Genomic DNA, 23476 nt, shown 5'->3' with positions numbered 1-23476 from the left:
TCGGAGGAGGAGTTGTCGACCACGCCGGAGGAGGCGGTCCAGGGGCTGGCGCTGCCGGTCTCGAAGCCGGGGTTGCCGAGCAGCTGGGCGGGGGTGCAGTTGCGGCAGCCCGGTGGCCGAGTAGCTGAGCGGCGCGGTGCCGCCGGTGGCCTTGATCTGCAGGCTGACCGAGCCGTTGACCGCGGTCGACTGGTTGCCGGGGTTGGTCACCGAGACGGCCGCGCCGGCCGGCTTGGTCAGCAGGCAGCCGCTGACGTTCAGGTCGATGACCCGGCCGGTGCCCAGGCAGGTGGTGAACCAGTAGGTCTCCTCGCCGTAGCTCTGGCCCTTGGTGGCGGTCGTGGTGCCGTCCGCGGCCACCTCGCAGGGGTTGTTCAGGGTGCACATCGCACCGTCGTCGTTGCCGGTGTTGTTGATGCCGACGACCTTCCTGCTGGCGGCGTCGACGATGGGCGATCCGGACGTGCCGTGCGTGGTGTTGCAGCCCGCGCTGTAGCGCAGCGAGTCGTGCCAGGTCCACTGGTCCTCGCGCAGGGTTGTGACGAACCCGTTGACCGAGCAGTTCCAGACCTGCTTCCAGTACGAGGAGGGTATGTACATGGCGGCCCCGTCCACCGGGTGGGTGTCGCTGATCGTCAGCGCCGTCGCCCCGTACTTGGAGGTGACGGAGGCGAAGGTGTCGGTGAGTTGGTACAGCGCGACGTCGGTGCCGGTCATCGTCGCGTACAGCACCTTGTCCGCCTGGACGGTGCCGAGCGAGGCCCCGGAGGAGTTGAGCAGCGTGCCGCTGCGGCTGGCGCTCGCGTTCTGGATGACCTGGCCGGGCGTCGGCATGGTCGGCAGGCAGTGGCCGTTGGTCAGCATCATCGCCCGGTCCGTCTCCACCGAGCTGGGGTAACGGACCAGCGAGGCCGAGCAGTTGCTCAGCGCGATGGTGGAGGTCAGGTCGCCGGCCTGGACGGCCTGGGCCGGAGCGGCGCCGATGGTCAGGGCGCCCGCGACGACCGTGCCCGCGCCGAGTGCGGCGGCGAATCTCTTGAACATGGCTCTCCTTGTGGGGGATTGCGGACGTGCGGCCGGTTGGCGCACGCCCACGCCGGACGAAAGTGCCATGACCACTTCAATCCGGTCAACCATGCCGTCGGAACTCGCGCGCGGAATTCCCGGCGGACGCTCCCGACCGGGCCGCCGGCCTGACCCGGCGTCAGGACCCTTCGCACCGGGGCGGACCGCCCTCGGCGGACGAAGGAGGAGACCGCGTACGGGTCGACCCGCCGCCGGGTGTCCGGTGCGACCTGCTCGCGGTCCTGGAAGCGCACCGTGCTGCCGAGGTCCACCGCGTCGCAGACCGGCGACCGGAGGGCGCTCCCCGCCTGTCGCACCGTCACCCTGACGGCCCGGTGGCGGGAGTCCCCGGCGTCCACGCCCGGGCGGTCGGGCGGCCGGGCATCAGGGTGAAGCCGGACCAGCGGCCGGGCTTGCTGCCCAGCGGGGTGTGCACGTGGCACCCGGCGAGGTCAGGACGGCGGCGAGCGCGAACGGCGCGGCTGCGGAGAGCGGCAGCAGCCCGTTCAACAGGCCCCGGCCACCGGCCCGTTGGGGCCGCATCGTCGACCGGTCGGAGGAGCAGGAGGCCGCCCCGACGACCCGTCGGGCGGCACCCCGTCGGGCGGCACCCCGTCGGACGGGTCGGGCGGTGCGGAGGCGCTACCGGCCGGGGCGGCCCGCCGTGCGGTAGCGGAGGTAGACGACCCGCGGGCCGACGGGGCGGATCTCGACGGGTTCGAGGCCGACCTGCTGTCCGTGCCGGGGGAAGAACGGGGTGCCGCCCCCGACGAGCACCGGGTGGACCTTGGCGCGGTACTCGTCGATCAGGCCCAGGGCGGCCGCCTCGGCGGCGAGGGCCGCGCCGCCGATCGCGATGTCGCCCGCTCCGGGCCCGGCCCGCAGCCGCCCGATCTCCTCCGACAGCCCGCCGGACGCCAGGCGGGCGTTGCCCCGCACCGTCCGCAGCGTCCGGGAGAAGACCACTTTGGGGAGCGCCCGCCAGAGCGTGGCGAACTCGCGGGTGGAGAAGCCGAGCGCGGGGTTCTGGTCGACGTCCTCCCAGTACAGCATCGTCTCGTAGAGCCGCCTGCCCAGCAGGTGGACGCCGGCCCCGCGCACCTCGTCGGTGGCGAGGCGGAAGATCTCCTCGTCCGGGACCGTCCAGTCGAAGCCGCCGTCCGGCCCGACGACGTAGCCGTCGAGCGAGGTGTTCATCGAATAGGTCACTTTGCGCATCGGGCCTCCTCGGTACCTGGTCCGACCGTACAACCGCCGCGCACCTGGGGCCGGGGGTTCACCTCCCGGACACCGGGGCTCTATATCGTCGGCCGGTATCGGGACACGCGGTCGAAGGGTTGGAGCATGAGGACGTCGGCGCTGTCGGCCGGACCGGGGCAACTGGAGCGGCACCTGGGCCTGTTCGACGCGGTGGTGATCGGGCTGGGGTCGATGATCGGCGCGGGCGTCTTCGCCGCGCTCGCCCCGGCCGCGGCGGCCGGCGGGTCCGGGCTGCTGCCGGGCCTGGCGCTGGCGGCGGCGGTCGCGTACTGCAACGCCACCTCCTCCGCGCGGCTGGCGGCCCGCTACCCGGCCTCCGGCGGCACCTACGTCTACGGGCGGGAGCGGCTGGGCGAGTTCTGGGGGTACCTGGCGGGCTGGGGCTTCGTGGTCGGCAAGACCGCGTCCTGCGCGGCGATGGCGCTGACGGTGGGCTCCTACGTCTGGCCCGCGCAGGCCCACGCGGTGGCGGTGGCCGCGGTGGTGGCGCTGACCGCGGTGAACTACCTCGGCGTGCAGAAGGCGGCCTGGCTGACCAGGTCGATCGTCGCGGTGGTGCTGGCGGTGCTGGCCGCGGTGGTCGCCGCCTGCCTGACCGGTCCGGACGCCGACGCCGGGCGCTGGGCGGTCGGCGCGGACGCCGGCTGGTACGGCGTGCTGCAGGCCGCCGGGCTGCTGTTCTTCGCGTTCGCCGGGTACGCACGCATCGCGACCCTCGGCGAGGAGGTTCGCGACCCGGCCCGGACCATCCCCCGGGCCGTCTCGACCGCGCTCGGCATCACCCTGGTCGTCTACGCGCTGGTCGCGCTCGCCGTCCTGGCCGCCCTCGGCCCCGACGCGCTGGCGCGCAGCACCGCGCCGCTGGCCGACGCCGTCCGCGCCGCCGGCGCGCCGGGCCTGGTCCCGGTCGTCCGGGTCGGTGCGGCGGTCGCGGCCACCGGTTCGCTGCTGGCGCTGATCCTCGGCGTCTCGCGCACCACCCTGGCGATGGCCCGCGACGGCCACCTGCCGCGCGTCCTGGCCGCCGTCCACCCGCGCTTCCACGTGCCGCACCGGGCCGAACTCGCCGTCGGCACCGTGGTCGCCGTCCTGGCCGCCACCTCGGACGTGCGGGGGGCCATCGGCTTCTCCTCCTTCGGCGTCCTCGCGTACTACGCCGTCGCCAACGCCTCCGCCTCCACCCTGAGCCCGGCGGAGGGGCGCCCGCCCCGGATCGTGCCGGTCGTCGGCGGCGCCGGCTGCGTGGTGCTGGCCTTCGCCCTCCCGGCCGCCTCGGTGCTGTGGGGCGCGGCCGTGCTCGCGCTCGGCGCCGCCGCCTACGGCCTGCGCCGGGTGCGCGGCCGCGGCTGAGCGGGCGCCGACCACCGGCCGCCGGGCCGGGCACCCGGCGGGTTCAGTCGGGTGCCGCCGCGTCCCCCGGCCCCGGCCCCGTCCCGTCGGCGGCCAGGGCCAGCGCGAGCAGCGCCGTGTCGTCCGCGGTGCCGCCCGCGAAGTCGTGGGCGTCCTGCTGCAACCGGTCCACCAGGGCCTGCGGGGGCAGTCCCGCGCAGGCGGCCAGCCGGGCCGGGAGCGGGTAGAAGTCGCCGGCCCGGTCGCGGGCCTCGCTGAGCCCGTCGGTGTACAGCAGCAGGGTGTCGCCCGGGTGCAGCGGGACGGCGGGGGCCGGCGCGGGGTCGGAGGCTGGGTCGGGGTCGGACGCGGGGGTGCGCAGGCCGAGCGGGAGGCCGGCCGGGGCGGGGAGTTCGGACACCGCCCCGTCGCGCAGGAGCAGCGCGGCGGGGTGGCCGCAGGAGAGGCCGCGCGCGGTGCCGTCGGGCGCGGCCTCCAGCAGGAACGCGGTGACGAAGGACTCCGGGTCGGTGAGGTGGCGGCGCAGGCTGGCGTCGAGCCGGTCGGCGAGCGCGTCCAGGGTGGGCGCGTCGAGGACGGCCTCGTGGAAGGCGCCGAGCACGACGGCGGCGGTGGCCACCGCGTCCAGGCCCTTGCCCCGGACGTCGCCGATCAGCGCGCGCAGCCCGGCCGGGGTGTCCGCGACGGCGTAGAGGTCCCCGCCGATCCGGGCGTAGCGGGCGGCGGCCCGGTAGCCGGCGGCGATCCGGAAGGGGCCGACGGTGGCGGGCACCGGGCGCAGCACGGCGCGCTGGGCGGTCTCGGCGACGGTGGCGACGCTCACCAGGCGGGCGGCGGAGTGTTCGCGGCGGCGGAACACGAAGCAGCCGAGCGCGGCGATGCCGAAGATCACCGCGGTGGTCCCGGCCGCCGCGCCGGTGCGCCCGGGCTCGGTGGCGGTGAACACCCAGCGGGTGGCGGCCGCGACCACGGCGGACGCGATGATCATCGGCGGTCCGAAGGCGAGACCGACGACCGCGGGCACCGCGACCAGCACGGAGGGCAGGTGCCAGCCGCCGGTGCCGTACTGCAGGCCCACCACGAGCCCGTACAGCAGGACGGCGGCCGCCAGTGCCACCGCGCGGGTGACCGGTGCCGAGTCCGGGTCGCGGTCTTCGGGCTGGCTGTCGATGTGCGCTCCCGTGCGGTCGTGGCGGTCGGCCCGGTCCCGCCCGCCGGGGCGGGACCCTTCCGAGAGTTCACCAGAACGCGGATGCGGCCGGGTGCTGCGACACGACGCGGGGCGCGCCGTCACCGGCCGTCAGGAGCCACCGGCTGTCAGGAGCCACCGGCCGTCACGGACCACCGGCCGTCAGGGCGTGGTCCGCGCCCGGACGCCCCGGCCCGTCGGCGCCCGCCCGCCCGGGACGCGCCCGCCCGGGACGCGCTCGCCGGGCGGCGGACCGGCCTGGCGCGGGAAGCGGCCCGTTCCGCGGCGGCGGGGCAGGCCGATCCGGGCGGGCAGGACGGTGCGCGGGGACGGACCGGCGCGGGCGGGCAGGGCGGTGCGGGCGGGGCCGGGGAGGAGGGCGAAGGCGAGCAGGAACATGAGCGTGGCGACGATCGAGTCCAGCCAGTAGTGGTTGGCCGTCCCGACGATCACGGTCAGCGTGATCAGCGGGTGCAGCAGCCACAGCCAGCGCCAGCGCGAGCGGTTGGCCGCGATCAGGCCGATCGCCACCATCAGGGCCCAGCCGAAGTGCAGGGAGGGCATCGCGGCGTACTGGTTGGAGAGGTGGTCGACGTTCGGCGGGCCGTAGACCGAGGGGCCGTAGAGCCGGGCGGTGTCCTGCAGCCCGCTGGCGGCGAGCATCCGCGGCGGGGCCAGCGGGAAGGCGAACGGCAGCACCAGGGCGGCCGAGGTGACGACGGCCAGCACCCGGCGCGCCCAGAGGTAGTGGACGGGGCGGCACAGGTAGAGCCAGATCAGGAACAGCGCGGTCGCCGGGAAGTGGACGGTGGCGTAGTAGGCGTTCGCCACTTGGACCACCGTGTGGTCGTGCAGCAGCAGCGACTGCACGGCGCCCTCGCCCGGGAGGTGGACGGTGCGTTCGAAGCCCCAGACCCGGTCCGCGTTGTGGAAGGCGGCGGCGGTGTGGCCGATGGCCAGTCGCCGGCCGAACTTGTAGACCAGGAACAGCCCGATGACGAGCAGGAGCTCCCGCAGCAGCGGGGGCCGGGAGGTGCCTCCGCCCGGCTTCGCGCCGGGTGCTCCGGCTGCCGTGCCGGGTCCGGCCGGGGTGCCGTCGGGTTCCGTCGGGGCGCGCAAGCCTCCCCCCTTACTGGCGGGCCGTGCTCGTGGACCGCTCGCGAGTGCCGATACGCTGACGTATCGATACGATCACGTATCGATACGTTTGGGTAGTGTACATACGCCTGCCACCGCACCGACACCATGGGGAAGGCATGACGCACCAGCCCGCCGAGGACGCCGGACCGACCGCCGCCCAGGCCCGCTCGAAGATCTCCTCCGAGCGCGAGCGGGAGTTCTTCGAGGCCGTGCTCGACGAGATCCGCACCAACGGCTACGAGTCCGTCACCATGGAGGGCGTGGCCGCCCGCACCCGGTGCGGCAAGTCCACCCTCTACCGGCGCTGGCGGACCAAGGCCGAGTTCGTCGCGGCCGCCCTGCGCGCCGACCGGCAGCCGCGCTGCGCCGACGTCGACACCGGTTCGCTGGCCAGCGACCTGCGGCTGGTGGCCGCGACCGCCGGAGCGTGGTCCGACCGGGACAGCAGCCTGCTGCAGGCGCTCGGCTACGCCCTGATGACCGACAGCGACCTGCGGGACGCGGTGCGCGAGACGGTGGTGGCCCCCGAGGTGGCCGCCCTGGAGGCGGTGCTGCGGCGCGGGGTGGAGCGCGGCGAGGTGCCGGCCGACCACCCGGCGCTCGAGTTCGTCCCGGGCATGATCTTCGGCCTGGCCCGGATCCGCCCGCTGATCGCCGGACGACCCGCCGACGCCGACTACCTGGCCAGGTACGTGGAGTCCGCCGTGCTGCCCGCGCTCGGCCTGGCCTGAGCGGCACGGGGTAGAGACGGCACGGGGTAGAGACAGCGCAGGGTGAGACGGCGCAGGGTGAGACGGCGCGGGGCCTGGCCGGGGACGATCAGCAGCGGCGCCCACCGCCGCGTCCACCGGCCCTCGGCACCCGGCGCGGCGCTCCGGGCCCGCAGCCCGTGCGCGGCCGCTCCCCGACGGCCGGCCCCGGCGGGTCAGTCCTCGATGCGGACCAGGGCGAGCGTGATGTTGTCCGGGCCGCCGGCCCGGATCGCGGCGCGCCACAGGTCGACCAGGGCGCGCTGGTCGTCGCCCTGGGGGTCGCCGTCGGCCTCGGCGTCGGCCTCGGTGAGCAGGGCGGCGAGGTCGTCCGGGGCGACCGGGTCGGTGAGGCCGTCGGTGCACAGCAGGTAGCGGGCGCCGGGTTCGAGGGGCAGGCGGACGAGGTGGGGGTGGAGGTCCTCGGGGGCGGTGGGGCCGCCGAGGGTGCTGGTGACCAGGTGGCTGGTGCGCCGGCCGGGTGCGGGCGGCGGGCTGTCGTCGGTGCTGAGCAGGCGCAGGCCGAGGCCGTCGCCGCGGTCGGGGGTGATCGCGAAGACCTGGCTGTCGCCGACGTTGAACACCAGGACGTGTTCGGCTCCGAACACCGCCCCGGCCACGGTGGTGGCCATCCCGGCCAGGCCGGGGTCGGCCTCGGCGGCCGCGTGCAGGACAGCGTGGCAGGCCCGCAGTTCGTCGGTGACGTCCTGTTCGGTGCGCAGGCGCGGCCCGGCCGCGGCGAGGTGACGGGCGGTCAGCGCGGAGGCGACGTCGCCGGCCGGGTGGCCGCCGAGGCCGTCGGCGACGGCGACCGCCACCGGGGTGTCGCCGAGCGGGAAGACCAGCGACTGCGGGCTGTCGGTGGAGGTGGCGCACAGCGTCCACGGCCCCAGGACGAGACTGTCCTCGTTGTGGTCCCTGACCACTCCGTCATGGCTGATCGCGCTGACGACGACGTACGGCACTCCACGGCCCTTTCACCGACCCCCGACCGAATCCTGTCGGCACGATTCTCCCCCTCGCCCTCCCCGCCCCGGCGGCGGGGGCCGGGGAACGAACTCGCCGTTCCCCGCCCCCGGCCCGCTCCGTCAGGTGGTGACGGTGAGCGGGGGTTCCCAGGTGACGGGGGTGTCCTCGTGGGCGGTGTGGCGGCCGGCCCAGGTGAGGAGGGCGGAGCGGCAGGCGTGGTCGAGGTGGCGGAGGTCGGTCCAGTCGAGTTGGACGGGACGGCCGGTGGGGAGGGATTCGAGGGTGTCGAGGAGGCGGGGGAGGCGGAGGAAGGTGGCGTTGCCGCTGAGGCGGATCCGCAGGGGGGTGCCGGGGCCGGTGTCGGTGAGGTCGATGTGCAGGTGGGAGGTCTGCCAGGCGCTCTTGGCGACCGCGAGGGCGACGCCGATCAGGACGCCCTCGAAGAGGGTGGTCAGGACGATCGCGGTGGTGGTGACGGCGAGGACCAGCAGTTCGCCCCGGTGGCCGCGCCACAGCGCGACCGCTTGGCGCAGCGGGACGAGCTTGGCCCCGGCGTGGACGAGCACCCCGCCGAGGACGGCGAGCGGGATGAGCCCGAGGGCCGCCGGGAGCAGCGCGGCGAACAGCAGCAGCCACAGGCCGTGCAGGACGCGGGAGACCTTGGTGCGGGCGCCGGCCTGGACGTTCGCGGCGCTGCGGACGATCACGGCGGTCATCGGGAGGGCACCGAGCAGGCCGCACAGGGTGTTGCCGATGCCCTGGGCGGTGAGTTCGCGGTCGTAGTCGGTGCGCGGGCCGTGGTGCATCCGGTCGACGGCCGCAGCGCTGAACAGGCTCTCCGCGGAGGCGATCAGGGCGAAGGCGAGGACGGTGCCGAGGCCGGCGGCGCCGGTGACGGCGGCGAGGTCGTCGCGGGTGGGCAGGGCGACGGAGTCCAGCAGTCCGTCGACCCGGACCCGGGGGACGTCGAGGCCGAAGGCGGCGGCGGCCGCGGCGGCGAGGGCGACGGCGGCGAGCGGGGCGGGTACCGCGCGGACCGGTGCGGGCAGTCGGCGCCACACCGTCAGCAGGGCGACCGTCGCGGCGGCCATCAGGAGTGCGGTGGTGGCGGCCCGGCCGGTGAACCAGTCGCCGACCAGCGCGGGCAGTTGGACGATCTTCCCGCCGCCGCTGCCGGGCGCGGTGCGTCCGGAGACGGCGTAGAGCTGGCCGAGGATCAGGATCAGGCCGATGCCGGCCAGCATGCCGTGCACGACGGACAGCGAGATGGCGCGGAACCAGCGGCCGGTGCGCAGCAGGCCCATGGCGATCTGGAGCAGCCCGGCGGCGAGCACGAGCACGCCGAGCGAGCCGAGGCCGAAGCGTTGGACGGCGTCGAACACGAGGACGGTCAGGCCGGCCGCCGGGCCGCTGACCTGGAGGCTGCTGCCGGGCAGCAGGCCCACCACGAGGCCGCCGACGATGCCGGTGACCAGCCCGCGTTCGGCGGGCGCGCCGGAGGCGACGGCGACGCCGACGCACAGCGGGACGGCGACCAGGAAGACCACCAGCGAGGCGGGCAGGTCCTGGCGCCAGTGCGCGAGCGCCCCGCGTAAGGCGGCGGCGCGGCCGGGCTCGGAGGCGGCGACGGGGACGGGGACGGGGACGGGCTTCGGGTGGGAACCGGGGTTCGGGTCGAGGTTCACAGCGCGCGGGCCTTCCGGTGCGGGAGGGCGTGGGCGTGGTGGTGCGCGGGGTGTCGCATCGGGTCTCCTTCCGCCCGCCCGGCGTCGGCCGGGGCGGGGGCTGCGGTCTTCGGGCGGCGGAGCGGACTGACGGGGCGTCACCCGGCCGGGGCGGTACCGGATTCCGGGCGCGCCGGGCTCCGGGCGGGCCGGTCGCGGGCGTACCGGTCGCGGGGAGGCCGGTCGCGGGCGTACCGGAGCGCCGCCGGTGGCCGTCAGTTCGCGGGCCCGCTCAGCAGCGGAAGACCTGGAGGCGCGCGAGCGCGGCCGGTCTGGACCCGTCGGCGGGGCGCGCGGCCCCGGGGACGGGCGGGGCGGGGGCGGTCTCGTCGTCGGGGCGGTCCTGGGGACGGGCGGGCGGGCCGCCGCTGCCCCGGTGGCGGGCGGCGGAGCGGCCGGCCGGGGCCTGCGCCTCCTGCTGGTGCTCGCACTCGAGGTGCTCTTCGGCGGCGGCGGAGGCCGGCGGGCGGGGCGCCCTGGCCTGGGCCGGGGGCCCGGCAGTGAGCAGAGCCAGGACGGCGGCCAGCAGTACGGCGAGGAGGGCGACGGGCACGGCGGTGGTCCGCCTGCCGCGCGTCGTCCCGCGCCCGACCATCTCGCCTCCCCCGACGTCCGCCCGGCCCGGTCGCCGCGCACGCACCAGCATACTGACGGAACGTAATCACGGTACCCGGTTTCCCGGATTGCCGGTTGCGGTGAACCCGTCGGTGGAAAGGAACTTGACGATCCGTCGGACAGTTCGGTTGCCGCCGGGGCGTGCGCCCGTTCACCCTGTGTGCGCGCCCGGCGAGCCGGGCGGTGCGGGCACCTCAGTGGGCGCGGGGCTGCTCGCGGTGGACGACGCCGCCTCGCCCCGCCCACCGGGCCGCCCCGGGCCGCGCGGCCGACGCGGCGTCAGGGTGCGGGCGCGGGGCGGGAATCCTCCGGCCGGTCGGGGGTAGACGCCGGGCGGCCCCGGTGGACGGGGTGAGCGACACTGCGACGGAGGCGATCATGGGGATCGGTGGCTGCATCATCCTGTTGGCGGTCGGGGCTGTGCTGGCGTTCGGCGTGCACTGGCACCTGGCGGGCGTCAACCTCACGGTGGTCGGCATCGTGCTGATGGCGGCGGGCCTGATCGGCGTGGCCGTCTACGCGCGGGTGCTGGGCCGGCGCCGCTACCTGGGGCGCGGCGTGGACGAGGTGGTGGTGGAGGAGCACCGTCGCGACGTGCTGTGACGGCGGGAACGACCGCAGGGGGCCCGGGCCGTCTCGACGGCCCGGGCCCCCTGCGGTCGGGGCGACCCGCTCAGTCCTTGAAGGCGTCCTTGACCTTCTCGCCGGCCTGCTTGACGTCGCCCTTCGCCTTGTCGGCCTTGCCCTCGGCCTCCAGGCGCTCGTTGCCGACCGCCTTGCCGACGGCCTCCTTGGCGGTGCCCTTGACCTTGTCGCCGGTGTTCTGGATCTTGTCGTCCGCGCTCATCGTGGCCTCCCGACCGGTAGATCCGTCGCTGACGAAGTTCCGTATGCCCGGGTTGCCCGGAATGATTCCACCCCACCGGCCACTTCTGTTCAGGTCCGTTCCCGAGGCACCGGCATCGCCCACCGGATCGCCCGCACCACGGCCAGGCCGAGCGGGCGGACCGCGGCGGCGGTGACCGGATCGGCCGGCAGGCCCAGCAGGGCGCGGTGCTCCGGGGCGGGCAGGCCCGCGGCGGCGGCCGCCAGCGCGCCGTAGGCGGGCCGGACGGCCCAGGGCAGGGGCGGGTGGAGCAGCAGGAAGCGGGCGGCTTCGCGGGCCTCGGCCGTCCTGGCGAGTTCGGGCCGGTAGGAGCGGAGCACCGCGGCGAGCTCCGCCCGGCTGCGGGGCGGTGCCTCGACGCCGAGGGCGGCGGCGACCTCCGCGGTGTCCGCCACGTAGGCGTCGCAGCCCGCCGCGTCGAGCGGCGCCGCCCCGTACGCCTGGTGGGCGCGCAGGAAGCTGTCGGTCTCCGCCGCGTGCACCCAGGCCAGCAGGTGCGGGTCGTCGGCCCGGTAGGGGACCCCGGCGGCCGTCGCGCCGCGGATCCGGGCGTGCACGGCGCGGACGCGGTCCACGGCGGCCCGGGCGTCCGGCGCGGGGCCGAAGGTGGTGACGGCGAGGAAGGTGCTGGTGCGCTGGAGCCTGCCCCACGGGTCGCTGCGGTAGCCGGAGTGCGCGGCGACCGCCGCCATGGCCGAGGGGTGCAGCGACTGGACCAGGAGCGCCGCGAGCCCGCCGACGAACATCGCGGCGTCGCCGTGCACCGTCCGGATCGGCCGGTCCGGGCCGAACCAGCGCGGCCCCGGGGTGCCGTGGATGCGCTGCCGGACGGCGGGGCCCCCCGGCCCGGCCACCTTCGCGAACAGGGCCGCACCGAGCCGCTCCCGCAGGTCCGCCCGTCGCGCGTCCATGTCTTCCACGGTAGTCGGTGCCGCGGGCGGCCGAACGGCCCATCCGCCCGACGGGCCGGTTCCGAACGGGTACGGATGCGGGTCCCGGTGCGGGGCCGGCGGTCGGCCCCGCCGGTCCGCCGGGGCGGACGTCGAGGACAGGAGGAGCGCGGTGGGGACGAGCGGTGCGGTGGACGTGGTGGTGGTGGGCGCCGGGGCGGCCGGCCTGGCCTGTGCGCTGGACGTCGCGGCGGCCGGGTGGCGGGTGCGGCTGCTGGAGGCCGCGGACGCGGTGGGCGGGCGGATGCGCACCGACCGGCGCGACGGCTTCCGGCTGGACCGGGGCTTCCAGGTGTTCAACACCTCCTACCCGCAGGTGCGGCGCCGGCTGGCCCTGCGACCGCTGCGCCTGCGCCCGTTCACCCCGGGCTTCGTGCTGGCGGGTTCGGCCGGCCGCCGCCGGGTGGTCGATCCGCTGCGCCGCCCGGGACTGGCGGGCGACCTGCTGGGCGGGCGGGTGGTGCCGGTCCGGGACGCGGTGGCGCTCGGCGCGCTGACCGTGCGGGACGCCCTGCTGCCGGCCGCGGCCCTGCGGCGCGGGCGCGACGTGCCGACGGCGGCGGCGCTGCGCGGGGCGGGCGTCTCCCGGGCGACCGTGGACGGGGTGCTGCGCCCGTTCCTGTCCGGCGTCTTCCTGGAGGACGGGCTGGACACCTCCGGCCGGGTGTTCCACCTGTACTGGCGCAGCATGGTCCGGGGGACGCTGGCGCTCCCGGCCGCGGGGATCGGGGCGGTCCCGGCGGCGCTGGCCGCGCTGCTGCCCCCGGGGTCGCTGGAGCTGGACGCCCCGGTGGCGTCGGTGCACCGGGGCGGGGCGCTGCTGGCGGACGGCCGGGAGGTCGCGGCGCGCTGCGTGGTGGTGGCCACCGAGCCCGCGGCGGCCGCCGCGCTGCTGCCCGGCCTCGCGGTGCCGCCGACCCGCGCGGTGACGACCTTCTACCACGCCGTGGAGCGCAGTCCGCTGGCCGAGCCGACGCTGCTGGTGGACGGCGACCGGCGGCTGCTGAACTCGGTGGTGCTGTCGGAGGTGGTGCCGGACTGCGCGCCGCCGGGGCTGTCGCTGGTGTCGACCTCGGTGCTCGGCACGGCCGCCGAGGAGCCGGCGGTGCGCGCCCGGCTGGCGGAGCTGTACGGCTGCGACACCTCGGGCTGGGAGCCGCTGGCCGCGTACCGGATCGCGGGTGCGCTGCCCGCGATGCCCGCCCCGCACCCGCTGACCCGCGGCAGCCGGTGGGCGCCGGGCCGGTACGTGTGCGGTGACCACCGGGCGACCGGGTCGGTGCAGGGCGCGCTGGCGTCGGGGGCGCGGGCGGCCCGCGAGGTGCTGGCCGACCTGGCCGCCGGGCGGGGCGCCCGGCCGGGCGGGTGAGCGGTCGCCGGACGCCGGGCGGGGCGCCCGGCCGGGCGGGTGAGCGGTCGCCGGACGCCGGGCCGGCGCGGTCAGCCGGTCGGGCGCCCGGCGAGGGGGCCGGGCGCCTCGGCCCGGTCGGCCGTCGGGCCCGGTTCGAGGAAGGGCGAGGCGGTGGCCGGTGCGGGCCGCTGCCCGTCGCGGGGGTGCAGCGGCTGCTGGGTGGCGGTCTCGGAGAAGGGCTGCCACAACGGGCGGCGATCGGTGTTCATGCGCCCAGTCTGACCTGCCGTCACCGATCGAACCCCTGGTTTTTCCGGCGGGTGCTCAGCCGAGCTCCTCGGCGAGCCCGACGACGATGCCCTCCGGGCCGCGGACGTAGCAGAGCCGGTAGACGTCCTCGTAGCGCACGATCTCGTCGACGAGTTCGGCGCCGTGGGCCCGCAGGCGTTCCACCACGTCGTCGAGGTCGTCGACGGCGAACATCATCCGCCGCAGGCCCAGCGTGTTCGCCGGGGCGTTCCGCGGTTCGGGCGCGAGGGCCCGGGGGCGGTGGAACTTGGCCAGCTCCACCCGGCCGGGGCCACCCGGGACGCGCAGCATCGCCACGTCCTGCCGGACGTCGCGGAGCCCGATGACGCGTTCGGCCCCGCTCCATTCGAGCGGTCCCCGGCCCTCCAGTTCGAGGCCCAGTTCGACGAAGAAGGCGACGGCGGCGTCGAGGTCCTCGACGACCACCAGGACGTTGTCCATCCGTCTGACCGCCATGCCGGTCCTCCTCCGTGCGGTGGGCGTCGGTCCACGACCACGGTAGCCGCCCGGCACCCGCCCGCCCGTCACAGCGCGAAGGTGACCCGGATGCGCTTGCCGCCGCCGGGCAGCGGACGGATCTGGCAGGTCGAGGCCAGGGCCTGGACGATGGCCCAGCCGCGGCCGCCGGCGGTGGCGGGGTCGCGGTCGTGGAGCGGTTGGGCGACCGGGTGGCGGTCGTCGCCGTCCTCGACCTCGACGACCAGTTCGGTGCCGTTGCTGCCGAGTCCGGCGTGGAAGCAGGTCAGGCCGCCGCCGTGGCGCAGGGCGTTGGCGACGAGTTCGGTCACGGCGAGTTGCGCGTCGGCCAGGACCCGGCCGCCGGGGTGTCCGGCCGCTTCCAGCAGTCGGGCGACGGCGGTGCGGGCCTGGCCTGCCGTCCGCACGGGTTCCGGCGGCGGCCCTTCGGGGACGGCGACCGGGGTGGGCGGCCGGGCGTCGTGGTGGGGCATGGCGACCTCGAATTGTCTACGGCACGGTGCATGCCGGCCGGCGAGGCCGGGCTTGAGGGATCTGAGGGGCTTGTGCCCCGCGGGGGGCGGATGATGCGGTGCGATCGGGCCCCGGATCACCCGGCGCCCGCTCCGTCCCGGCCCCGGCGCAGCAGCCCGTCGGCCGCGGCGAGGGCCTGCGGCATGCTCTCGGCGACGGTGAAGTAGTCGTCGGTGGCGGTGATCTCCAGCAGGCGCCGGAGCGCGGGCGCGAGCGGGCCGAGCAGGACCAGCGCACCGTCCGCCGCCTCCATCCGCTGCTGCGCCAGGACCAGGGTCCGCAGGGTGGAGGAGTCGGCGAAGGTGACCGCCGAGACGTCCAGGACGAGGACGCCGCTGCTGCGGGCGACGGCGGCGTCCACCGTGGCGGCGAGTTCGCGCTCGTTGTCGTGGTCGAGGTCGCCGCGCAGGTGCAGCACCGTCGTCCCGGGCTGCCCCGGGGTGTGGTCCGTCATGGCGGTCATGCTAGCCAACCCGGGCGCGGTGGATCAGGGCGGTTGCCCGGCCGGGGAGCGGGCATCCGGTCGGGACCGGGTCCGGTCCCGGCCGGTTGCCCGGCGGCCCGGCACAATTGGGTGGCGGCGCCGCGTCCGGCGGTGCCCGGCAGGAGATGAGGGAACCGGTGGCGCGGGAGCGGGCACGGGGGGCGTTCGGCGCCGATCCGGTGGTGGGTGCCGACCTGGCGCGGGTCGACTGGGCGGCGACGCCGCTGGGCGATCCGGCGGGCTGGCCGCAGAGCCTGCGCTCGGCGGTGGACCTGGTGCTGTCCTCGCGGTTCCCGATGTGGCTGGCCTGGGGCCCCGAGCTGACGTTCTTCTGCAACGGGGCGTACCGGCGCGACACGCTGGGCGACAAGTACCCGTGGGCGCTGGGCCGCCCCTTCCGGGAGGTGTGGGCGGAGGTCTGGGAGGAGGCCGGGCCGCGCATCGAGCACGTGCTGGCCGAGGGCGAGGCGACCTGGGACGAGGCGCTGCTGCTGTGGCTGCGGCGCTCCGGGTACCCGGAGGAGACGTACCACACCTTCTCGTACAGCCCGCTGCGTGACGGGGCGGACGAGGTGGTCGGCGTGCTGTGCGTGGTCAGCGAGGACACCCAGCGGGTGGTCGCGGAGCGCCGGATGGCGACGCTGCGCGACCTGGGCTCCGCCCCGGGGACGGTGCGCACCGAGGAGGAGTTCCTCGCCTTCGCCGCCGGACAGCTCGCCCGCAACCCGTACGACCTGCCCTTCACCCTGACGTACCTGTTCGAGGAGGGCGGCGGGGCCCGGCTGGCCGCCTCCTCCGGGATGCCCGCCGGGCACCCGGCCGCGCCCGCCCTGATCGGCCCGGACGGAGCGGGCCCGTGGCCGGTGGCGACGGTCCGCCGGGGCGGGGCGTCGACGCCGCTGCTGGCGGACGGCCCGTTCGCCGACCTGCCGTGCGGGGCGTGGCAGGAGCCGCCCCGGCGGGCCCGGGTGGTGCCGCTGGGCGGTGAGGAGGGCGACGGGCCGAGCGGTTTCCTGGTGGTCGGCCTCAACCGGTACCGCCCGCTCGACGAGGCCCACCTCGGCTTCGTCGACCTGGTGGCGGGCCGGCTGGCGGCGGGCGTCTCCAGCGCCCGCAGCCACGAGGCGCAGCAGCGGCGGGCCGAGCAGCTGGCCGAGCTGGACCGGGCGAAGACCGCGTTCTTCTCCAACATCAGCCACGAGTTCCGCACCCCGCTCACGCTGATCGCCGGGCCGGTCGAGGCGCTGCGGCAGCGGCTCGCAGACGCCGGGGCGGCGGCCGGGCCGGGCCTCGGTGCGGATCCGGACGTCCGCGAGGACGTGGAGACCGTCCGGCGCAACGCGCTGCGGCTGGAGCGGCTGGTCAACACGCTGCTGGACTTCTCCCGGATCGAGGCGGGCCGGATGCGGGCCCGCCCGGAGCCGGTCGACCTGGCGCGGGTGACCGCCGGGCTGGCCTCGGTGTTCCGCTCGGCGGTGCAGCGCGCCGGGCTGGCCCTGGAGGTCGACTGCGAGCCGCTGGGCGCCCCGGTCATGGTGGACCCGGGCCTCTGGGAGAAGATCGTCTTCAACCTGCTCGGCAACGCCCTGAAGTTCACCTTCGAGGGCGTGATCCGGGTGCGGGTGCGCGAGCGGGACGGGCGGGCCCTGGTCACCGTGGCGGACACCGGGGTGGGCGTCCCCGCCGCCGAGCTGCCGCACCTGTTCGACCGCTTCCACCGGGTCGAGGGCACCCGCGCGCGCTCGCACGAGGGCAGCGGCATCGGCCTGGCCCTGGTCAAGGAGCTGGTCGAGCTGCACGGCGGGACGATCACCGCCGAATCGGTGCCGGACCGCGGCAGCGCCTTCACCGTCGACCTGCCGCTGGCCCCGGGGGCCGTCCTCCCCCCGGAGGCGGACCGGCTCCCGTCCGTCCGGGACGTGCGGGCGGACGCCGAGCCCTTCTTCCTGGAGACCGCCGACCCGGCACCGACGACGTCGGGCCCCGCCGAGCAGGCCGCGGACGGGGACGCCGCGCACGGGGACGCCGCGCACGTCCTGGTGGTCGACGACAACGCCGACATGCGCGACTACCTCACCCGCGTCCTGCGCGGCGCGGGCCACCGGGTCACCGCGGTCGGCGACGGCGACCGGGCGCTGGCCGCCGTCCGCGCCGCCGCCCCCGACCTGGTGATCAGCGACGTGATGATGCCCGGCACGGACGGCCTGCAACTCGTCGCCGCGCTGCGCGCCGATCCGCGCACCGCCGTCCTGCCGGTGCTGCTGCTGTCGGCGCGGGCCGGGCGCGACGACGCCATCGACGGCTTCGAGTCGGGGGCGGACGACTACCTGGTCAAGCCCTTCGCCGCGGCCGACCTGCTGGCCCGGGTGCGTTCGGCGCTGCGGCTGGCGCGGCTGCGCGAGCGGCACACCCGGTGGAGCGAGGGGCTGGTCGACTCGCTCCAGGACGCGTTCTTCGTCTGCGACGAGGAGGGCGCGATCGTCCGGATCAACGCGGCGTTCGCGGACCTCCTCGGGTACGGCCCCGAGGGGCTGCCCTACGCCCCGCCGCACCCGTGGTGGGCGGACGGGGAGGTCGACCCGGACGCCCGGCAGCGGTCCGCCGACGCCCTCGCCGGGGCGTTGGCGGGCGACCGCGGCAGCGCCACCGTGCCCGCCACCCACCGGGACGGCCACCGGATCTGGGCGCACTCCACCTTCAACCGCGTCCCGGATCCGACGACCGGGCGCACCGTCACCGTCGGCACCTTCCGCGACGTGACCGCCGAGTACTACGCCGTCCAGCGGGAGAGCGCGCTGGCCGCGCTGGCCGACTGCCTGGCCCGGGCCGCCGACGCCGAGGAGGCGCTGTCCCGCGCCCTGGAGGAGCTGCGCGGGCTGTGGCGGGCCCGCCGGGTGGTGGCGGCCCGCTTCGACCGCCCGGACCCCGGCGCCCCGCCCCGGCTCACCACCGCCGGCCCCTCCCCCGACCTGTCGGAGCCGGTCCGGCGCCACCTGGCGGAGCTGGCCACCGGCCCCGCCCTCACCCCGCTGGCGGGCCCGGCCGGCACCGGCGTCCGGCTGGAGCACCCCGGCGGGCCGCTGGTGCTGGCCGTCGAGCTGGGCGAGCAGCGCCCCTTCACCCGGGAGGACGAGCTGCTGCTCACCCTCCTGGGCGGCCGCCTCGCCCAGGGGCTGGCCCGCGCCGAGCGGATCGACCAGCAGCGCGAGACGGCCCTCGCCCTGCAGCGCGCCATCCTGGGCCCGGACCGGCTGCCGGAGGGCTTCGCGGCCCGCTACGAGCCCGCCACCCCGCCGCTGGAGGTCGGCGGCGACTGGTACGACACCGTGCCGCTGCCCGACGGGCGGACCGGCATCATCGTCGGCGACTGCGTCGGCCGCGGCCTGACCGCGGCCAGCGTGATGGGCCAGCTGCGCAGCGCCTGCCGGGCCCTGCTGCTCCAGGACCACAGCCCGGCCCGGACGCTGGCCGCGCTGGACGCGTTCGCCGCGACCGTCCCCGGCGCGGTCTGCACCACCGTCTTCTGCGGCGTCCTCGACCCGGCCACCGGCGAGCTGCGCTACTCCAGCGCCGGGCACCCGCCGGGCGTGCTGGTCCGCGGCGACGGCGGCACCGTCCTGCTCGAAGGGGGCCGCTCCCTGCCGCTGGCCGTCCGCACCGGCCGGCCGCGGCCCGAGGCCCGCACGGTCCTGCCGGGCCGCTCCACCCTGCTGCTCTACACCGACGGGCTGGTCGAGCGGCGGCGCGAGGGCCTGTCCGAGGGCATCGCGGCGGCCGCCGCCGCGGTCGTCTCGGGCGGCCGCCTGCCGGTCGCCGGGCTCCCCGACCTCGTGACCGGCCGGCTCCGCCCCGCCGCCGGCTACGAGGACGACGTGGCCGTCCTGCTCTACCGGCACCCGGGCCGCCTGGAGCTGTCGCTGCCCGCCCGGCCGGGGGAGCTGCCCGCCGCCCGGGAGGCCGTGCGGGCCTGGCTCGCGGGGTGCGGCGCCTCGCCCGGGGCCGCCCGGGCGGCGGCCGCCACCGCCGGTGAGGCGTTCGCCGGGGCCCTCGCGGCCGCCGCCCCCGGCGACGCCCTGCGGCTGTCCGCCGCGGCCACCGCCGACCGGCTGCGCGTCACCGTCGCGCCCGCCGGGAACGGCGACCCGGCCGTGACCGTCGTGACCGAGTTCCCGCTCCCCGGCTGAGGGCCGCGGAGGGCCGCGTCCCCGACCGGCCCCGTCCGGGGTTTTTCCGCCCACCGCGGCGGCTGGGGTAGCCTCGCCCGGGGCTCCGGGTTCCGCGGTCGACGCGGTTGCCGGGTGGCCCGTGCGCTCGATCGGTTGCCCCGTCGGACGGCGGGGCGTGGCAGGAGGCGGAGCTTCGATGGCTGGCTCGACGACGTCGCGGGACGCGCAGCAAGGGGCGGCCGACCGCTCGAAGATCGGCGAGGCCGAGCTCCGGCTGCTGCTCGCGGGTCTGACCGCCGTGCGCGACGGCGACTTCAGCACCAAGCTGGCCGGTGACGCGGACGGGCTGCTGGGCGAGATCGCCACGGTGTTCAACGGCATGGTGGCCCAGTTGTCGCGGTTCACCTCCGAGGTGACCCGGGTGGCCCGCGAGGTCGGCACCGAGGGTCAGCTGGGCGGCCAGGCCGTCGTCCCCGGGGTGTCCGGCACCTGGGAGGACCTGACCGACTCGGTCAACGCGATGGCGGGCAACCTCACCACCCAGGTGCGCGACATCGCGCAGGTGGCCACCGCCGTCGCCAAGGGCGACCTGTCGCAGAAGATCACGGTGGACGCCCGGGGCGAGATCCTGGAGCTGAAGAACACCGTCAACACGATGGTCGACCAGCTCAGCTCGTTCGCCGGCGAGGTCACCCGCGTCGCCCGCGAGGTCGGCACCGAGGGCATCCTCGGCGGCCAGGCCGACGTGAAGGGCGTCTCCGGCACCTGGCGCGACCTGACCGACAGCGTCAACTCGATGGCGGGCAACCTGACCGGCCAGGTCCGCGCGATCGCCCAGGTCGCCACCGCGGTGGCCGAGGGCGACCTGTCGCAGAAGATCACCGTGACGGCGCGCGGCGAGATCCTGGAGCTGAAGGACACCATCAACACGATGGTCGACCAGCTCAGCTCGTTCGCCGGCGAGGTCACCCGCGTCGCCCGCGAGGTCGGCACCGAGGGGCGGCTCGGCGGCCAGGCGGACGTCCGGGACGTCTCGGGCACCTGGCGCGACCTGACCGAGTCGGTGAACGTGATGGCCGACAACCTGACCGCCCAGGTCCGCGCGATCGCCCAGGTCACCACGGCCGTCGCCAAGGGCGACCTGACGCAGAAGATCCGGGTGGACGCCCGGGGCGAGATCCTGGAGCTGAAGGAGACCATCAACACGATGGTCGACCAGCTCTCCGCGTTCGCCGACGAGGTGACCCGCGTCGCCCGCGAGGTCGGCACGGCCGGCAACCTGGGCGGCCAGGCCACCGTCCGGGGCGTCTCCGGCACCTGGAAGGACCTCACCGACAACGTCAACGTGATGGCCTCCAACCTGACCGGCCAGGTCCGCTCGATCGCCCAGGTCGCCACCGCGGTGGCGCGCGGCGACCTCAGCCAGAAGATCACCGTCGAGGCGGAGGGCGAGGTCGCGGCGCTGGCCGGGGTGATCAACACCATGGTGGACACCCTCTCGGCGTTCGCCGACGAGGTGACCCGCGTCGCCCGCGAGGTCGGCACCGAGGGCATCCTCGGCGGCCAGGCCCGGGTGCCGAACGTCGCCGGCACCTGGAAGGACCTCACCGACGTGGAGGGCGTCTCCGGCACCTGGAAGCGGCTCACCGAGAACGTCAACGAGCTCGCCGGGAACCTGACCCGGCAGGTCCGGGCGATCGCCGAGGTGACCAGCGCCGTCGCGGCGGGCGACCTGACCCGCTCGATCACGGTGGACGCCTCCGGCGAGGTCGCCGACCTCAAGGACAACATCAACGCGATGGTCGGTTCGCTGCGCGAGACCACCCGCGCCAACGAGGAGCAGGACTGGCTGAAGACCAACCTGGCCCGCTTCTCCGGCCTGCTCCAGGGCCAGCGGGACCTGGCGGTGGTCGCCGAGGCGGTCATGGACGAGCTCACCCCGCTGGTGGGCGCCCAGGTCGGCGCGTTCTACCTCGCCGAGGAGGCCGACGGCGCCACGGTGCTGCGGCTGATCGGCTCGTACGCGTACCCGGACGGCGGGCGGCCGACCAGCTTCCGGCTCGGCGAGTCGTTCGTCGGGCAGGCCGCCCGCAGCCGGCGCACCATCGCGGCCGACGACCTCCCGGCCGGCTACCTGTCGGCGTCCTCCGGCCTCGGCCGGACCGAGGACCTGTCGCTGCTGGTCGTCCCGATCGTGGTCGAGGACCAGGTGCTCGGCGTGATCGAGCTGGCCTCGATCCGGCCGTTCCCCGACGTCCACCGGGCCTTCCTCGACCAGCTGATGGAGACCGTCGGCGTCAACCTGAACACCATCGTCGCCAACGTCCGCACCGACGAGCTGCTGGGCGAGTCGCAGCGGCTGACCGCCGAACTGCAGGTCCGTTCGCAGGAGTTGCAGGCCCGGCAGGAGGAACTCCAGGCGTCCAACGCGGAGCTGGAGGACAAGGCCGCCCTGCTGGCCGCGCAGAACCGGGACATCGAGACCAAGAACCTGGAGATCGAGCAGGCCCGGCAGGAGCTGGAGGACCGCGCGCACCAGCTCTCGCTGGCCTCCACGTACAAGTCGGAGTTCCTGGCCAACATGAGCCACGAGCTGCGCACCCCGCTCAACAGCCTGCTCATCCTGGCCCAGCTGCTCGCCCAGAACCCGACCCGGAACCTGACCGCCAAGCAGGTCGAGTACGCGGGCATCATCCACTCGGCCGGCTCCGACCTGCTGCAGCTGATCAACGACATCCTCGACCTGTCCAAGGTCGAGGCGGGCAAGATGGACCTCAGCCCCGAACCGGTGGCGCTGCGCAGCCTGCTGGAGTACGCCGAGGCCACCTTCAAGCCGCTGACCGGCCAGAAGGGCCTGACCTTCACCGTGCGGACGGCGGCGGACGTGCCCGAGCAGCTCGTCACCGACGACTACCGGCTGCGCCAGGTGCTGCGGAACCTGCTCTCCAACGCGGTGAAGTTCACCGAGCGGGGCCGGGTCGAGCTGCGGATCGGGCTCGCCCTGGAGGAGCAGGTCCCCGAGGGGGTGCGCCGCGGCGGGCAGGTGCTGGCCTTCCAGGTCTCCGACACCGGCATCGGCATCGCGCCGCAGCACCTGGAGAGCGTCTTCGGCGCGTTCCAGCAGGCCGACGGCACCACCAGCCGCAAGTACGGCGGCACCGGGCTGGGCCTGTCGATCAGTCGCGAGATCGCCTACCTGCTCGGCGGTGCGATCACCGCCGAGAGCGTGCTGGGCAGCGGCAGCACCTTCACGCTGTTCCTGCCCGTCGCCCGCCCGGAGTTCCTCGCGCTGGAGGTCGGCCCGCGGGCCGACGCGGCGGACGGCGGGCGGGAGGCGCCCGCCGACGCCCCGCACCAGGGCTCCGACGAGGGCGCCGCGCCGCTCCAGCCGCGCCGCCTGCTGGTCGTCGAGGAGCGCAAGGGCGGCCTGCTGTCGCTGGTCGCCGAGAACGCCACCGCCGAGCCGGCCGGGCTCGCCGGGCCCGGGGAGGGCCGGCCCCGGGTGGAGGTGGTGACCGCGGTCGGCGCGGTCGAGGCCGCGGCCGTGCTGGCGTCCGCCCCCTCGCACTGCGTCGTGCTGGACCTCGACCTGCCGGACGGCGCGGCCCACGCGCTGCTGCGCGACATGGACCGCGACCCCGCGCTGCAGGGCGTGCCGGTGCTGGTGCACAGCAACCGCGGCACGCCGGGCGACGCCGACGAGCTCTCCCGCGCCGGGTCCCGCCCGCTGGAGGTCATCTCCAGCCTGGACGAGCTGCGCGAGCGCATCGCGCTGCACATGAGCGCCGACCACCCCGACGACGTCCCGCTGGTGCGCGGAGCCCCGCAGGCCGACCCGTGGGAGGCCGGGAACTCCGTCCTGAACGGCCGCCTGGTGCTGGTCGTCGACGACGACGACCGCAACCTGTACGCCATCACCGGCATCCTGGAACTGCACGGCATGCGGGTGCTGCAGGCCGAGAACGGCCGGGCGGCGCTGGAGACGCTGGCCGCCAACCCGGACATCGACGTCATCCTGATGGACGTGATGATGCCCGAGATGGACGGCTACACCGCCACCGCGGCGATCCGCGCCATGCCGCAGCACGCGCGGCTGCCGATCATCGCGGTGACCGCCAAGGCGATGGTCGGCGACCGCGAGAAGAGCCTCGGCTCCGGGGCCAGCGACTACGTCACCAAGCCGGTCGACGCGGGTGAGCTGATCAGCCGCATCGAGGCCCAGCTGCTCGCCGGGTAGCCGCCCGTCGCCCTCGGCCCGCCTCGCCCCGCCCGCCCGCAG

19 protein-coding genes are annotated in these 23476 nt (G+C 76.1%); 6 read left to right on the top strand and 13 right to left on the bottom strand.

The window, feature by feature from the left end; all coding sequences use genetic code 11:
* Together OO48_RS31960 and OO48_RS31955 are read right to left on the bottom strand one after the other, a co-directional pair.
* A partial coding sequence (locus tag OO48_RS31960) for a S1 family peptidase (RefSeq protein ID WP_245194884.1) occupies window positions 1-1044 on the bottom strand: 1044 nt, incomplete at its 3' end.
* 663 nt (window positions 1045-1707) lie between these two features.
* Window positions 1708-2283 (bottom strand): dihydrofolate reductase family protein, encoded by a 576-nt coding sequence (locus tag OO48_RS31955; protein WP_033222693.1) that lies wholly within the window; start codon window positions 2281-2283, stop codon window positions 1708-1710.
* A gap of 126 nt (window positions 2284-2409) precedes the next feature.
* On the opposite strand from OO48_RS31955, the gene OO48_RS31950 reads away from it, so the two are divergent.
* On the top strand, window positions 2410-3675 hold the full coding sequence (locus OO48_RS31950) for an APC family permease (protein WP_033222692.1): 1266 nt from the start codon (window positions 2410-2412) through the stop codon (window positions 3673-3675).
* Window positions 3676-3718: 43 nt separating this feature from the next.
* On the opposite strand, the gene OO48_RS40865 is transcribed toward OO48_RS31950, so the two are convergent.
* Window positions 3719-4792, bottom strand: a complete 1074-nt coding sequence (locus OO48_RS40865) for a PP2C family protein-serine/threonine phosphatase (protein WP_280842445.1) — start codon at window positions 4790-4792, stop codon at window positions 3719-3721.
* A gap of 234 nt (window positions 4793-5026) precedes the next feature.
* Entirely contained in the window at window positions 5027-5983 is a 957-nt protein-coding gene (locus OO48_RS31940) for a phosphatase PAP2 family protein (protein ID WP_081952543.1), read from the bottom strand.
* Window positions 5984-6120: 137 nt separating this feature from the next.
* On the opposite strand from OO48_RS31940, the gene OO48_RS31935 reads away from it, so the two are divergent.
* The gene (locus tag OO48_RS31935; RefSeq protein ID WP_033222691.1) at window positions 6121-6735 is read left to right on the top strand and encodes a TetR/AcrR family transcriptional regulator; all 615 of its coding nucleotides are present in this window, start codon (window positions 6121-6123) and stop codon (window positions 6733-6735) included.
* A 194-nt stretch (window positions 6736-6929) separates the two neighbouring features.
* Here the strand turns inward: OO48_RS31935 and OO48_RS31930 are convergent, their stop codons facing one another.
* The 3 genes from OO48_RS31930 to OO48_RS31920 form a co-directional block, all read right to left on the bottom strand.
* Window positions 6930-7718: a PP2C family protein-serine/threonine phosphatase gene (locus OO48_RS31930; protein ID WP_033222689.1), complete on the bottom strand. Its 789-nt coding sequence runs from the start codon at window positions 7716-7718 to the stop codon at window positions 6930-6932.
* A gap of 123 nt (window positions 7719-7841) precedes the next feature.
* Entirely contained in the window at window positions 7842-9269 is a 1428-nt protein-coding gene (locus OO48_RS31925; protein WP_425338609.1) for a SulP family inorganic anion transporter, read from the bottom strand.
* Between the two features lie 409 nt (window positions 9270-9678).
* Entirely contained in the window at window positions 9679-9999 is a 321-nt protein-coding gene (locus OO48_RS31920) for a hypothetical protein (protein ID WP_157845594.1), read from the bottom strand.
* 440 nt (window positions 10000-10439) lie between these two features.
* Between OO48_RS31920 and OO48_RS31915 the strand changes: the two genes are divergently transcribed.
* A complete protein-coding gene (locus OO48_RS31915; RefSeq protein ID WP_033222686.1) occupies window positions 10440-10664 on the top strand; it encodes a DUF6458 family protein in 225 nt (74 codons plus the stop codon).
* A 70-nt stretch (window positions 10665-10734) separates the two neighbouring features.
* On the opposite strand, the gene OO48_RS35845 is transcribed toward OO48_RS31915, so the two are convergent.
* Window positions 10735-10908, bottom strand: a complete 174-nt coding sequence (locus OO48_RS35845) for a CsbD family protein (protein WP_063830792.1) — start codon at window positions 10906-10908, stop codon at window positions 10735-10737.
* An 89-nt stretch (window positions 10909-10997) separates the two neighbouring features.
* Window positions 10998-11858: an oxygenase MpaB family protein gene (locus OO48_RS31910; RefSeq protein WP_033222684.1), complete on the bottom strand. Its 861-nt coding sequence runs from the start codon at window positions 11856-11858 to the stop codon at window positions 10998-11000.
* A gap of 151 nt (window positions 11859-12009) precedes the next feature.
* Between OO48_RS31910 and OO48_RS31905 the strand changes: the two genes are divergently transcribed.
* A complete protein-coding gene (locus OO48_RS31905; protein ID WP_033222679.1) occupies window positions 12010-13266 on the top strand; it encodes an FAD-dependent oxidoreductase in 1257 nt (418 codons plus the stop codon).
* Between the two features lie 71 nt (window positions 13267-13337).
* On the opposite strand, the gene OO48_RS31900 is transcribed toward OO48_RS31905, so the two are convergent.
* The 4 genes from OO48_RS31900 to OO48_RS31885 all read right to left on the bottom strand — a co-directional run bounded on the left by OO48_RS31900 (window position 13338) and on the right by OO48_RS31885 (window position 15001).
* Window positions 13338-13517, bottom strand: a complete 180-nt coding sequence (locus tag OO48_RS31900) for a hypothetical protein (RefSeq protein ID WP_033222677.1) — start codon at window positions 13515-13517, stop codon at window positions 13338-13340.
* 55 nt (window positions 13518-13572) lie between these two features.
* On the bottom strand, window positions 13573-14013 hold the full coding sequence (locus OO48_RS31895; protein ID WP_033222675.1) for a VOC family protein: 441 nt from the start codon (window positions 14011-14013) through the stop codon (window positions 13573-13575).
* Window positions 14014-14081: 68 nt separating this feature from the next.
* Entirely contained in the window at window positions 14082-14507 is a 426-nt protein-coding gene (locus tag OO48_RS31890) for an ATP-binding protein (protein ID WP_051733265.1), read from the bottom strand.
* Between the two features lie 116 nt (window positions 14508-14623).
* Window positions 14624-15001, bottom strand: a complete 378-nt coding sequence (locus OO48_RS31885; protein ID WP_063830793.1) for an STAS domain-containing protein — start codon at window positions 14999-15001, stop codon at window positions 14624-14626.
* 155 nt (window positions 15002-15156) lie between these two features.
* Here OO48_RS31885 and OO48_RS31880 point away from each other — a divergent pair, with 155 nt between their 5' ends.
* Together OO48_RS31880 and OO48_RS31875 are read left to right on the top strand one after the other, a co-directional pair.
* Window positions 15157-19215, top strand: a complete 4059-nt coding sequence (locus OO48_RS31880; RefSeq protein WP_081952541.1) for a SpoIIE family protein phosphatase — start codon at window positions 15157-15159, stop codon at window positions 19213-19215.
* Between the two features lie 178 nt (window positions 19216-19393).
* Window positions 19394-23434, top strand: a complete 4041-nt coding sequence (locus OO48_RS31875) for a HAMP domain-containing protein (protein ID WP_033222673.1) — start codon at window positions 19394-19396, stop codon at window positions 23432-23434.
* Window positions 23435-23476: the final 42 nt, after the last annotated feature.

This window comes from Kitasatospora phosalacinea, assembly GCF_000716545.1.
Taxonomy (GTDB): domain Bacteria; phylum Actinomycetota; class Actinomycetes; order Streptomycetales; family Streptomycetaceae; genus Kitasatospora; species Kitasatospora phosalacinea.
Note: the sequence above shows the minus strand (reverse complement) of the source record. Positions and strands in the feature narration are given on the sequence as shown.

Coding starts and splice junctions, on each gene's coding strand:
- OO48_RS31955 (WP_033222693.1), bottom strand. CDS start 2,283: ATGCGCAAAGTGACCTATTCGATGAACACCTCGCTCGACGGCTACGTC.
- OO48_RS31950 (WP_033222692.1), top strand. CDS start 2,410: ATGAGGACGTCGGCGCTGTCGGCCGGACCGGGGCAACTGGAGCGGCAC.
- OO48_RS31935 (WP_033222691.1), top strand. CDS start 6,121: ATGACGCACCAGCCCGCCGAGGACGCCGGACCGACCGCCGCCCAGGCC.
- OO48_RS31915 (WP_033222686.1), top strand. CDS start 10,440: ATGGGGATCGGTGGCTGCATCATCCTGTTGGCGGTCGGGGCTGTGCTG.
- OO48_RS35845 (WP_063830792.1), bottom strand. CDS start 10,908: ATGAGCGCGGACGACAAGATCCAGAACACCGGCGACAAGGTCAAGGGC.
- OO48_RS31910 (WP_033222684.1), bottom strand. CDS start 11,858: ATGGACGCGCGACGGGCGGACCTGCGGGAGCGGCTCGGTGCGGCCCTG.
- OO48_RS31900 (WP_033222677.1), bottom strand. CDS start 13,517: ATGAACACCGATCGCCGCCCGTTGTGGCAGCCCTTCTCCGAGACCGCC.
- OO48_RS31895 (WP_033222675.1), bottom strand. CDS start 14,013: ATGGCGGTCAGACGGATGGACAACGTCCTGGTGGTCGTCGAGGACCTC.
- OO48_RS31890 (WP_051733265.1), bottom strand. CDS start 14,507: ATGCCCCACCACGACGCCCGGCCGCCCACCCCGGTCGCCGTCCCCGAA.
- OO48_RS31885 (WP_063830793.1), bottom strand. CDS start 15,001: ATGACGGACCACACCCCGGGGCAGCCCGGGACGACGGTGCTGCACCTG.
- OO48_RS31880 (WP_081952541.1), top strand. CDS start 15,157: ATGAGGGAACCGGTGGCGCGGGAGCGGGCACGGGGGGCGTTCGGCGCC.
- OO48_RS31875 (WP_033222673.1), top strand. CDS start 19,394: ATGGCTGGCTCGACGACGTCGCGGGACGCGCAGCAAGGGGCGGCCGAC.